11 protein-coding genes are annotated in these 12,480 nt (G+C 29.5%); 3 read left to right on the top strand and 8 right to left on the bottom strand.

Annotated features, from left to right (window positions below; all coding sequences use genetic code 11):
• Window positions 1–58: 58 nt before the first annotated feature.
• Genes ACMCMH_RS00805 through ftsZ form a run of 3 tightly spaced genes read left to right on the top strand, consistent with a single transcriptional unit; the run spans window position 59 to window position 3,920 of the window.
• Entirely contained in the window at window positions 59–1,405 is a 1,347-nt protein-coding gene (locus ACMCMH_RS00805) for a SurA N-terminal domain-containing protein (protein ID WP_412726129.1), read from the top strand.
• Window positions 1,406–1,407: 2 nt separating this feature from the next.
• On the top strand, window positions 1,408–2,775 hold the full coding sequence (ftsA, locus tag ACMCMH_RS00810) for a cell division protein FtsA (RefSeq protein WP_412726131.1): 1,368 nt from the start codon (window positions 1,408–1,410) through the stop codon (window positions 2,773–2,775).
• Window positions 2,775–3,920: a cell division protein FtsZ gene (gene ftsZ / locus ACMCMH_RS00815; protein ID WP_412726133.1), complete on the top strand. Its 1,146-nt coding sequence runs from the start codon at window positions 2,775–2,777 to the stop codon at window positions 3,918–3,920. The genes ftsA and ftsZ overlap by 1 nt, the downstream gene beginning before the upstream one ends.
• Window positions 3,921–3,927: 7 nt before the next feature.
• Here the strand turns inward: ftsZ and ACMCMH_RS00820 are convergent, their stop codons facing one another.
• The 8 genes from ACMCMH_RS00820 to ACMCMH_RS00855 form a co-directional block, all read right to left on the bottom strand.
• Entirely contained in the window at window positions 3,928–4,293 is a 366-nt protein-coding gene (locus ACMCMH_RS00820; RefSeq protein ID WP_412726135.1) for a heat shock protein transcriptional repressor HspR, read from the bottom strand.
• Window position 4,294: 1 nt separating this feature from the next.
• Window positions 4,295–5,176 carry a DnaJ C-terminal domain-containing protein gene (locus ACMCMH_RS00825; RefSeq protein ID WP_412726137.1) on the bottom strand — a complete coding sequence of 294 codons (882 nt, stop codon included), beginning with the start codon at window positions 5,174–5,176 and terminating at the stop codon, window positions 4,295–4,297.
• Window positions 5,177–5,265: 89 nt separating this feature from the next.
• Window positions 5,266–6,096 carry a peptide chain release factor N(5)-glutamine methyltransferase gene (prmC, locus tag ACMCMH_RS00830; RefSeq protein ID WP_412726139.1) on the bottom strand — a complete coding sequence of 277 codons (831 nt, stop codon included), beginning with the start codon at window positions 6,094–6,096 and terminating at the stop codon, window positions 5,266–5,268.
• The gene (locus tag ACMCMH_RS00835) at window positions 6,083–7,339 is read right to left on the bottom strand and encodes a M48 family metallopeptidase (protein ID WP_412726141.1); all 1,257 of its coding nucleotides are present in this window, start codon (window positions 7,337–7,339) and stop codon (window positions 6,083–6,085) included. Before ACMCMH_RS00835 ends, prmC begins: the two co-directional genes overlap by 14 nt.
• A gap of 100 nt (window positions 7,340–7,439) precedes the next feature.
• Window positions 7,440–8,147 (bottom strand): sulfite exporter TauE/SafE family protein, encoded by a 708-nt coding sequence (locus tag ACMCMH_RS00840; RefSeq protein WP_412726143.1) that lies wholly within the window; start codon window positions 8,145–8,147, stop codon window positions 7,440–7,442.
• A 12-nt stretch (window positions 8,148–8,159) separates the two neighbouring features.
• The gene (locus ACMCMH_RS00845; RefSeq protein ID WP_412726145.1) at window positions 8,160–9,110 is read right to left on the bottom strand and encodes a tRNA pseudouridine(13) synthase TruD; all 951 of its coding nucleotides are present in this window, start codon (window positions 9,108–9,110) and stop codon (window positions 8,160–8,162) included.
• A 51-nt stretch (window positions 9,111–9,161) separates the two neighbouring features.
• Window positions 9,162–10,370 (bottom strand): tryptophan synthase subunit beta, encoded by a 1,209-nt coding sequence (gene trpB, locus ACMCMH_RS00850; protein WP_412726147.1) that lies wholly within the window; start codon window positions 10,368–10,370, stop codon window positions 9,162–9,164.
• 52 nt (window positions 10,371–10,422) lie between these two features.
• Complete coding sequence (locus ACMCMH_RS00855) at window positions 10,423–12,450, bottom strand: EAL domain-containing protein (protein ID WP_412726149.1); 2,028 nt, start codon at window positions 12,448–12,450, stop codon at window positions 10,423–10,425.
• Window positions 12,451–12,480 lie beyond the last annotated feature (30 nt).

Consider the following 12,480-nt stretch of genomic DNA (forward strand, 5'->3'; position numbering starts at 1 on the left):
TTGTATAATCATTCTCAAAATAAATTAAATATATTATAAAATAAAGGTAACTAAATAGATGATAACATGGATGCAAAAACATAAAAAGTGGCTAATCGTTACAATTTGGATAAGTACTATCGCTTTTGTAGGCGCTGGTTTTGTGGGATGGGGTAGTTATGATTATGGCAAATCTGGCAGCACAATTGCTATAGTTGGGGATAAAGAGATCCCCTCAAAAGATGTACAATTTGAATATAGTAACCTTTATGGGCAATATCAACAAATGTTAGGTGAAAACTTCAATCAAGAAGTTGCAAAGCAATTTAATCTTGAAGAGATTGCCTTACAAAGAGTTGTTCAAAAATATCTTATATTAAATTATGCAGATGACATTGGCTTAATTGCTACAGATAAAGATATTGCTTCTGAACTTGTTAAAGTAAGTGCATTTAATAAAAATGGAAAATTTGATAAAAACACTTATCTTAGCGTATTAAAACAAAATAGAAGAACAGCTCCTGAATTCGAAGAACAATTAAAACAAGATATTATAGTTAACAAAGTAAAAGATTTATTCCAAACACAAGTAGAGTTAAATGAGATGGAAAATTTAAGTCGTTTAATATATAGTGAGGACAAAGTTAGTCTAAATATTATTGACAATAAAGAGATTACAATTAAAACAACAAATAACTTACTAAAAGAATTTTGGGAAAAAAATAAGGAAAATTACAAATCAGAAACTGGTTTTGAAATTGCTTATAATAAAGTTGATACAATTGACAATAAAACAAAAAAAGAGATGAAAAAAATTGCTCTTAAGAAATATTTAAATCTAAAAAAACAAAAAGAAGAATTTAAAAATACCACAACTATCTATAGTTCATCTACATTATTTAATCAAGAAGATTTAAAAACTATAATCTCAGGTAAAGAAGGAACAGTTTTCAAACCTTTTTATAAAGATAAGAACTATTTTGTAGTAAAAATAATCAAAAAGATTTTACCACAAACTTTGGCATATAATGATGTTGTATCAAAAGTGAAAGCAGATTATATTACGACAAAAAAAGCAAAAATTTTAGCACAAAAAGCAAAAACACTAGAAGAAAACTTTAAAGGTAAAAACATAGGATTTATAAGTAGAACAAATGTTCCTACTATAAATGGTTTGACAGAGATAGAAAAAAACGAATTTGTAAAAAATGTTTTAGGTGCGACTAAAGTTATAAATACTTTAAACCTTGGTTCAAAAACTCTTGTATATAAAATTACAGATAGTAGACTTGCAAAATATGATAGTTCAAAAGATTCTTTAGTTAATTCGACTATTTCTAATCTTAAAGCAAGTTCATTATCTTCATCATTCTTAGCAAAACTAGCTACAGAATATGAAGTAAAGTCTTTTATGGGAAATAACTAACTGTGAATAACTCAATTTTAGCTATTGATATTGGTACAACAAATATTATTGCTATTGTTGCTTCAAATGATTTTAGTAACAAAATTAATATTTTGGGTGTAGGACAAAGTAAAAGTGAAGGTGTTCAAAAGGGAAATATCACGGATATTAATCTTGCAGGAAACTCTATACAAGAAGCTGTATCTACTGCTTTAAACAGTTCAGGTTCCATTATAGATAAAGCTGTTGTATCAATCTCTGGTGCAAATACAAAAACTTTAAGAGGAAGTGGTGTTGTAAATATCCCTAGTGGACAAATTACAAAAAATGACATCAAACAAGTTTTAAAAATGGCATTATACAATGCTCAAATTATTGCAGACTATGAAGTAATTCATGTATTACCAATATTTTTTAGAGTAGATGATGGAGCAACTATTACAAATCCATTAAATATGAATGGATCTAGAATTGAAGTTTCCGTTAATATTATCACTGCAAAAAAAACATCTTTGGTAAATGTAAGAAATGCTTTAAAACAAGCAAACTTAGAAGTGGATAAATTTGTTCTTTCTGGATATGCAAATGCTATATCAACACTAGAGGATGATCAAAAAAAGCTTGGTAGTGCTGTTATAAATCTTGGCGGTTCTACTACACAACTTGTAGTGCAAAAAGGTTCAACAATATTATATAACTATTTTTTACCTGTAGGGAGTGAACATATAACAAATGATATATCAGTTACTTTTCATACTCCATATAGTGCTGCAAATATGATCAAAAAACAATATGCAACTCTTTTCCCTTCAAAAGAGAATGAAAGTGAAAATGAACTAAATATAAGAAAAGTAAAACTTCCAACTTTAGGAAATGAATCTGAATCCAAAGAGATATCATTGGATCAGATACAACCTATACTCCATGCAAGAATTGAAGAAACATTATGTATTATCCATGAAAAACTTAAAGAAAGTGCAGCTATAGAAAGTATTGATGGAGGTATAGTTTTAACAGGAGGTATGACACATATTCCTGGTATAAAAGAGTTAGCTTCTTTAATATTTAATAATATACCTGTAAAAATTGCAAACCCTAGAAATATTCAAAATGGATATATAAATTTCAATACTCCAACCATGTCAACTATTGTAGGTTTATTGCTTTATGAACTCGATAGTGAAAACAATTTTGAACTTGATAGTAATAGTGAATTAAGACAACAAAACAACAATCAATCACAAAATACCAATCAAATTCCACAACAACAAAACCGTTCTCAACATTCATCTACACTCAATGATATTCAAGAGATTAAAAGTGTAAAAAAACAAGAGCCATCTAAAAAAGGCTTGAGTGGTTTATTTGACAAAATATCAAGGTGGCTATAATGGATTCTAATCTTTTTGATCACAATAACATAACAGTACAAAAACCTTCAAAAACACTTGCACAAAATGCTGCTAAGATTGCAGTAGTTGGTGTAGGTGGTGGTGGATGTAATATGATTAATCATATGATTAGTGAAGGTACACACAAAATCGATCTTATTGTTGCAAATACTGACTTGCAAGTTCTTAATTTATCACGAGCACCAAAAAAAATACAACTAGGTATTGAACTAACTCGTGGCTTAGGTGCAGGTATGCGTCCTGATATTGGAAGAGATTCTGCTTTAGAAAACTATCAAGAGATAAAAGAGTCTCTTGAAGATTCTGATATTGTATTTATTGCTGCTGGTTTAGGTGGTGGTACTGGTACTGGTGCTGCTGCTATTATTGCTAAAGCAGCTAAAGAGATTGGTGCATTGACTGTTGCTGTTGTTACAAAACCTTTTAAATGGGAAGGTAAAAAAAGAACAGGTTTAGCAAATTTGGGTCTTGAAGAGATCAAAAAAGTTACTGACTCTATAATTATTATTCCAAATGATAGACTACGACATATAGTTGAAGAAAACATTGGTATGAAAGATGCTTTTAAAGTAGTTGATGATGTTTTATATCAAGCTGTTAATGGTATGAGTGAAGTAATTCTTAAACCAGGAAGTGATGATATCAATGTCGATTTTGCAGATGTTAAAACTATTATGCAACACAAAGGTATTGCCTTGATGGGTATAGGGAAAGCTAGTGGAGAAGATGCAGCAAATAAAGCACTTGAACTTGCTATAAAATCACCACTTTTAGATGAAATATCTCTTAGTAATGCAAAAGGTATTATGATACACTGGACAGTAAACCCTGATGTATCTATGTTTGCTATTGGTGATGTTATGGAAAATATTCACGATACACTTGTTGGAAATCCTGAAATTATATTTGGAACAACAACAGATGACAATCTTGCAATTGATGAAATAAAAATCACTATTGTAGCTACAGGATTTGATTCACCAGAAGAAGAATTAGATGAGAATACATTAAAAATCAATACAAAATCTTCACCAAATATTTCAAATACACGAAATAATGATAGCGAAGACCATTATGATACACCTCCCCTAATGAGAGGCTATTCAATAAGATTTAGTTTTTAATACTTGTTTATTCAAAAACAATAATTTCAAACTGATTCTTTTTCACAACTAAAGCTTTTGAGTTTGAAAGATTTGTTTTTATTTTTACTTCGTACTCTTCAACTTTAGATTCTAAATCTAAAACTTTTTTTTCTAAATCTAGAATTTTACTCACTCCAGCTAAATTTATACCATCAACTCTTGTAAGGACTAAAATACTCTTAATTGTATCAATATTTTCTTGTGAATACTGCCTGATTTTTCCAGAAGTACGACTAGGAAGGACTAGCCCTTCCCTTTCATATTGTCTAAGTGTTTGTGGATGTATATCAAGTATTGAAGCAACTTCACTTATTAGATATACAGGCTCACAGTAAGCTTTATCAAAAGACATTTTAAATTTCTGAAGGAAGTTTAGATTCTAAAACTTCTACAAATTCTTCATCTAAGTCTTCGATTTTTGGTAAAATAATATTTGCTTTAAGATATAAAGTACCTCTTTGTTTTGTCTTTCTATTTAATGCACCTAACTCTTTTACACGGAACTTTTGATTTTGTTTTGTGTTTTTAGGTACTTTTAGAGTAATCTCTTTTGTTAGTGTTGGTATTGTGACCTTTCCACCAAATAGTGCTGTTTTTAGAGATATATCAAAAGATTTTACAAGATCATCATCATCTCGTTCATATTCATCACTCTCTTGTACATTTAGTGTGATAATTAGATCACCTCTTGGAAATCCTTGAGCTTGTTTCCCTTTGTTTTTTGCTCTAATCTTTTGACCATTTTGAATACCTTCTGGTATTTTAATATCAAAAGACTCTCCATTTATCGATACATTTTTTACCCCACCTAAAATTGATGTATTAAAATCAATCGACAAAGTTGCACTTATGTCTAAGTCTGGTTGACCAAAACCTCCATGACCACCAAATCCTCCGCCAAAGCCACCTTGACCGCCAAATCCTGCACCACCTTGTTGACCAAACATTTGTCTTAAAATATCATTGATATCAACACCAGCACCTTGACCTTGTGCAAAATCATGAAAGTTTTGTCCTCCAAACATATCATCGCCATGCATATCGTATTGAGATTTCTTTTGTTCATCACCTAAAACTTCATAAGCAGCATTTATCTCTTTAAATTTTTCTTCTGCTTTTGGATCTTTATTCATATCTGGGTGATATTTTTTTGCAAGTGTTCTATACGCTTTTTTTATCTCTGCTGAGCTTGCATTTTCACTTACATTTAATGTTTCATATAAACTTTTTGCCATATTTTTTCATCCTAATTAGTAATATTTTATTATATTTTGGATGCTATTATAACATAAACTTGAGTCTTAGTCAATCAAGGTTTGAAATATTATTTAAAAACTAAAGTAAAACCTCGATCGAATTTATCATAATCTTTGTAAAATTCTAAACTCTTATATGAAGAGATATTCTCTTTTACAAAATTTGTAAGTGGTGTTTTTTGGTCATAACCCATCTCACATAAAAGATATTTTATCTCTTTTTGTTTTGTTTGTAGAATAATATCTTTGAGAAGTTCATCTCCAATATTCCCACCAAATAAAGCATTTGATGGTTCATATTTTACATTTGATGGAAGTTTATAATCATCTGCTATATAAGGAGGATTTGATACTACCATATCAAATTGTATATCTGGAACATTTGTAAAAAGATCACTTTTAATAAATGTGATTTTATCTTCTACATTATGTTTTTTTGCATTTGATTTTGCTAATTCTAATGCTTTATCATTTATATCAACTGCAATAATCTCAATGTCAGGAATAAGTATCGCTAACATAACCGAAATAATACCACTTCCCACACCTATTTCCAAAACTTTTGGAGCTTTTATCTCTTTTAAAATAGTTTCAGCATTTTCTACTAAAATTTCTGTTTCAGGACGAGGGATCAGTACTCCATCTCGTACATTAAAAACTTCACCATAAAAACTAGCTCTTTTTGTGATATATTCGAGTGGGTAATTTGTGGCTCTTTTTTTAACCAATTTTTCAAGCTCTTTTTCACAACTACACTCTTTGTCATAGTTTAAATGTAACCAAATCGTGTTTTGTTGTACAAGATGAAGAATCAATATCTCCACCTCTTTTTGAGGAATATGAGTTACCTCTTTTAAGTATCGTGAGTACTCTCTTACTATTTGTTTATATGTTTTCACAAGTCTCTTTCAATGCTTCATCTTCTTTTGTTTCACTCATACCTGCACCTTGATATCCAAGTTCTTTTAATCTTTCCACTAAAGGTGGATGAGAGTAGTGAAAAAAGATATACAATGGATGAGACAATGGAAATGATTTATTCTCGTTTGCCAACTTTAAAAGTGCATTTACAAGATCCTCTTTTGTCGAAAGATTACTTCCAAATTCATCAGCTGCATATTCATTATGTCTACTCATAGCACTAATTAATGGCATTAAGAAGAATGATAAAATAGGACTAAACATTAAAAAAACAATAATCACTGCATAAGGTTCATTATTTAAGTTTAGTTGTAAAAAGAACTCTTCTGGAATATTTCCAAAAATAGCAAAAAATACAAACATAACAAAGCCCATGATACCGATGTTTTTTAAGATATCACCATTTTTAAAATGCCCTAGTTCGTGTCCAAGTACTGCCAAAAGTTCATTGTGTGTTAATTTTTCTACTAAAGTATCAAATAGTACTACTCTTTTAGTACTTCCAAGTCCTCCAAAATACGCATTGAGTCTATTGTCTCTTTTACTTGCATCTACACTAAAAACACCACTACTTTTAAACCCAACCTCTTCTAAAAGTTTGTTGATTTTAGCAGCTAACTCTTCATCAGCTAAAGGACTAAACTTATCAAACATCTTATCACGAATAAGTGGATATAATGCATTTATTAAAATAATAACTGCAAAGATAAAAACAAATCCATATACCCACCAAGATGGAAAATTTTCGATAATATATGTCAAACCTGCGATTACTAAACTACCAAATACTAAAAATAAAATTCCACCTTTGATGGTATCTTTGATAAATAATGCTGGTGTCATATTTGAAAACTCATATTTTTTATCAAGTTTAAATGTTTTGTACAATTCAAAAGGTAAAGCTAAAATCCAGTTGATAATAATAAAAAGGTCAACAAAAACAACTGCTTTTTGCCATCCTTCAAATGAACTTGTAATACTATCTAAAGCAACTAACCCAAAACTAATCCACATAAAAAATACTATAAACTCATAAAATATATTTAAGAGTGTTAATTTTTGTGATTCAACGCCATAATTTCCTGCAACTTTAAATTTTGATGGTGTTAAGATCACCGCACTTTGAACTCTTGCTTTTTTTACATAATCGATTTGCATAAAAACTGTATATACATTTATTAAAAAATATATACAATAAAATGTTATTGCAATTTCTAACATACTATTTATTTCCTTTAATATTTCACAAATTATTGAGAAATGTTGATAATTTTAGTCTGATTATACCCAAGTTTTTATACGAGTTTCTTTGAATGAGAAATTAGTGATACTCAAGAAGAGTTTTATCAGGTGTAACTATATAATTGTATCCATTATAAATAGTATATGAACCATAAAGTATAACTGAAATTGCAGCTAATTTCATCATAGTATTTCTCAAAGTAGATTGTTTAAATAAACCTACAAAAAAACCTAAAGAAAAAAGTGCAGGAACAGTACTAATCCCAAAAATCATCATTACTATTGCACCATACAAAGGATCAGCTGTACTAGCAGCTGTAATAGCAAAAAAGTATACAAACCCACAAGGTAAAAGACCATTTAGCATTCCTAATAAAAAGAAACTTACCAAAGTTTGACTACCTATGAGCGATCTGAAATTTTTTTGGTACCAAGCTGATTTTGAAAATGAGTGTTCTATAAGAGTTAAAAACTTTATCTTTCCTAAAAGAGAAAGTCCTGTAAGAAGCATAGCAACTCCAGCAACTAGCCATAGAACTCCGTTTGCAGTATTTGAAAAAGTAGCAACCCCTCCAATAGCTCCAAAAATAGCACCAAGTATTGAGTAAGTTACAATTCTTCCTAAAGAGTACAATAAATGAGAAAAGGACTGTTGTGTTTTACTCCATCCTTGTTGTACCTTTGTACTAGAATATGCAATAACAATACCGCCACACATACCAACACAATGACCAAATGACCCTAAAAAAGCAATCGTTGCAATTGAAATAAAATCAATAGCTTCCATCTTTAAATTCCTTTAATATGTAAAATTTTTATTTGCTAAGTTTTCGATAAAAACAGTAGCATATGAACTCTTTGGTAATGAAAACTCTAGTATCATACTCTTTGATTCACTATTATATTTATTTTTAATATTCAAAGGTTTTATCCAAGCATCTCTTCTATACCCTTTGTCTTGAATAAACAGATCATCAAACTGTTCTTCTATTTTTCGAGCTTCATTTTTGGCTCTTAAAATATCACGCCCAGGAAGCAAACCTGTAATAATAGTTCTATCATGAAGATTAAAAACATCACCATTGATGAGATTTAATTTTTTACTTCCACTTTTTCGAGACAATTCAACTCTTTTTGCTAACCACCCATTAAAAAAATAACTCTGATAAGCAAGTTTCATAAATTTTTCTAATTTTTTATCTTTTAAAACCTCTTCACCTTCTGTAATTCTTTTTGATTTTTCAAAATTTGATTCTTTTCCAAACCTTTGATATCCAAAATAATTAGGCATACCATGTTTTTGTATCTGAGAGAGTGTTTGATATATTTGGGGCAACATCTCTTGTGTGATTGACTGAAGATTTATTTTAAATCTATTCCCCTCCAAATCACCTATTTTTAGTTTTTGATCATGTAAAAAAGTTTCTAGTACTTTAATATTTTTACTATTTAAAAGCTTATAATCTTGACTTCTATTTAAAGGGATACTTACATATTGTGTAGTTGTTGCATTTTTATCTTTTAAACCTGCATAACCTATTTTGTGTTCTTCTATACCTAATGTATCTGATATAACTGAGAGAAGTTCCCAAGTGGAAAGTCCTTGTTTTTTAATTTTTAAAATTAAATAATTCCCTTTACCCTTAAAAGGTATGTTTGTTAATTCATCAACAATAAAATCATCTTTTGATTGTTTAAATGTAAAATCTAAAGGCTCGTGTGTTTGTAAAAATATTCTTTGTGTTTGCATAACAGAAGTATACAGTTAAATTGCTTCAACTGTATAGATAAACTATAAATTTTATTTTGTAGGAATCGAATAATTTTCTACAACAAAATCGATATCTTTATCCCCTCTTCCACTTAAATTTACTAAAATTGATTTATGTGGATTTTGTTTTGCATATTTCATAGCAAATGAAACAGCATGCGCAGATTCAAGTGCAGGAATAATACCCTCATGTTGTGAAAGTTTAAAAAAAGCATCAACAGCATCTTCATCATTACAAGTTCCAATTTTTGTTCGCCCTATACTACTTAAATACGCATGTTCTGGACCAATAGAAGGATAATCTATTCCACTAGCAATAGAGTGTACTGGTGCTGGTTCTCCATTTTCATCTGTTAGCATAATAGAATTAAATCCATGCATAACACCCTCTTTTCCATAAGTTAAACTAGCACTATGATCACCTACTTTATCACTTTTACCCATAGGTTCAACTCCATATAAATCTACAGCATCATCTATAAATCCACTAAAAATACCCATTGCATTAGAACCACCTCCTACACAAGCAGCAACAACATCAGGAAGATTTCCTGTCATTTCATGAAACTGCTCTTTTGCTTCTATTCCTACAATAGATTGAAAATCTCTTACCATCAAAGGGAAAGGGTGTGGACCAACAACAGAACCAATGGCAAACATTTGTGTGTCTGTATCTTTAATATAAGCTTCAAAAGCAGAATCTACAGCTTCTTTTAAAGTTTTCAGTCCATGAGTTGCTGGAACTACTTTAGCTCCAAGTATTTGCATTCGCACTACATTTGGATACTCTTTTTGAATATCCACCTCACCCATGTGAATTTCACACTCCAAGCCAAAATAAGCAGCAGCAGTTGCAAGAGCAACACCATGCTGCCCTGCTCCTGTTTCAGCAATCAGTTTTTTCTTTCCTAAATATTTTGCGAGTAAACCTTCTGCCATACAGTGATTTAATTTATGCGCACCTGTATGATTTAAATCTTCTCTTTTAAGATAAATTTGTCCACCACCAATAAAATCACTTAAATTTTTTGCATGATAAAGTGGTGTAGGTCTACCTTGATAATGTTTTCTAATTTTTCGGAGTTCACTAATATAATGGTGAGACTTTGATAGTCTCATATAAGCATCTTTTATCTCTTGAAATGGTTTTTCTAATTCAGGAGGAAGATAAGCCCCTCCAAATTTCCCAAAATAGCCATTTTCATCTGGCATCGTATCTAAATATGGTCTTTTATTCATCTATATATCCTCTTGAAATATTATAGCGAATTATTTATTATGTATTTTTTATTTAAAGAGATAATTGTTCTGGTTTACCCAAATGATACCCTTGAGAATAATCAACTCCCATAACTTTCAAAATTTCCAATATCTCCTCTTTATAAACAAACTCACCAATAGTTTCAATTTTTAACCTTTTTGCAAAACTAACAATCAATTCAGTAACTACTTTTGCATTATAATCATGGTCTATATTTTTAATAATAGAACCATCTATTTTAATAAAGTCTACATTTAAACGCATCAAATAATCAAAATTAGAGTAGCCTGTACCAAAATCATCAATTGCTATTTTACACCCCATATTTTTTATATTTTCAATAAAAACACTTACTTCATCAAAATTTTCGATACCTTCGTCTTCAACTATTTCAATAATAAGTCTTTTCGCTATATCTCTATTTTCTTCTAATTTATTCATTAAAAAATTTACAATATTTTGATTGAGTATATCTTCTATATTCAAATTGATTGAAAAACTATCTGTCTTGTTTTTAAAATATTCAATAGCTTTGTTTATCACTATTTTTGTGATTTTAGGATATAGCCTTGAATGTTTTGCAATACTTAAAAAATGAAAAGGAGTTATAATTGTGCCATCCTCGTCAATCATTCGTACAAGGCACTCATACTTTGAAATAGCATGACTTGTATTAGATACTATTGGTTGTGCAAAAACAATAATTCTATTCTCTTCAATAGCTTTTTTTATTTTGTGAGTCCATTTAATATTATTCACTAATTTATCTTTGATATCTACATTATCATCAAAAAAGACTAAATTTTGATTTGATTCTTTTGCATAATTAGCTGCCATTTCAGCATGAATAAAATAATTTTTTTGCATAGAAGCACCTGCAATAGCTCTAATAGTAAACTTATGCTCTTCTATTTCAAATATATTTGTTCGTATCTTAGTTAACAGATACAAAAGCATCTCTCTAAACTCGATACTTGTAACAGAATCATTTACTAAAATAGCAAATTCATCAGCTGGAAGCTTATAGAGTTTTGCTTGATATTGAAAAAGTTCTTGGGACAAAAGTGTAGAGAGTTCAACTAAAAGTCGATCACCAATATCAAATCCATAATACTCATTGATCTCTTTGAACTTTTCTATATTTATAATTGCCAATTTTAAATGATCACTCTTGTTTAAATCCTCCATCACTTTTTGTCTATTAGGAAGTTGTGTCATCAAATCAGTAGTTTGAAATTTTATTTTTTTCTCTTGCAATATAAGATCAGTCACATCATGTCTTATGGCAATAAACTCTTTAATATTATCATCAGAATCCAAAATAGGCACAATGGTTGTTTTTACATAATAAGTAATTAAAGATTTTGTTCTATTTTTAATAACACCTTTCCATATTGTTTTAGATTGAATTGTTTCCCACAGATCTATAAAAAGCGAATTTGGATTTTGAGGATGCCTTACTATGTTATGTGATTTTCCTAGTACTTCTTCTCTTGAATAACCAGAAATTCTACAAAACTCATCATTCACAAAAGTAATAATACCCCCTGGGGTTGTTTTGGTAACTATAGCACTCTCATCGACTGCTTTTTTATATTCATTCACTAAAGTAAGATTTGCTAACAACTCTTTATCTTTTTGTATCAGTTCCTCTTTTAAGGTTTCACTTAATTCTTTTTGAGAAGTTACATCAGTAATAAAACCTTCGATAAACTGAAGAGTGTCATTTTCATCATAAATACCAACTCCCTGTTCCCATACCCATTTTATAATATTGTCTTTTGTTATAATTCTATATTCACAATTAAATTCTTTTTTTTCAAGAAGTGCATTATTCGCAATTTTTGCAGTCCACTCTAAATCATCTTTATGAATAATCTCAGAAAAACTCAGTTTTTTATTCAAAAGCAAGTCATCATTATCATATCCAGTAAGGTTTTTACAACCATCACTTAAAAATTCCATAGTCCAATATTCATCATATCTACACCTATACAACATTGCAGGTAATTTATTGATTAGTTGTGATTCTTCATTTTTCTTTGAAAGATTATTCATACTTTACCTTAATATATTATATTTATTTTA

The sequence above is a fragment of the Arcobacter sp. 15-2 genome (genome assembly GCF_047159865.1).
In the GTDB taxonomy this organism is placed as follows: Bacteria; Campylobacterota; Campylobacteria; order Campylobacterales; family Arcobacteraceae; genus JAIOSF01.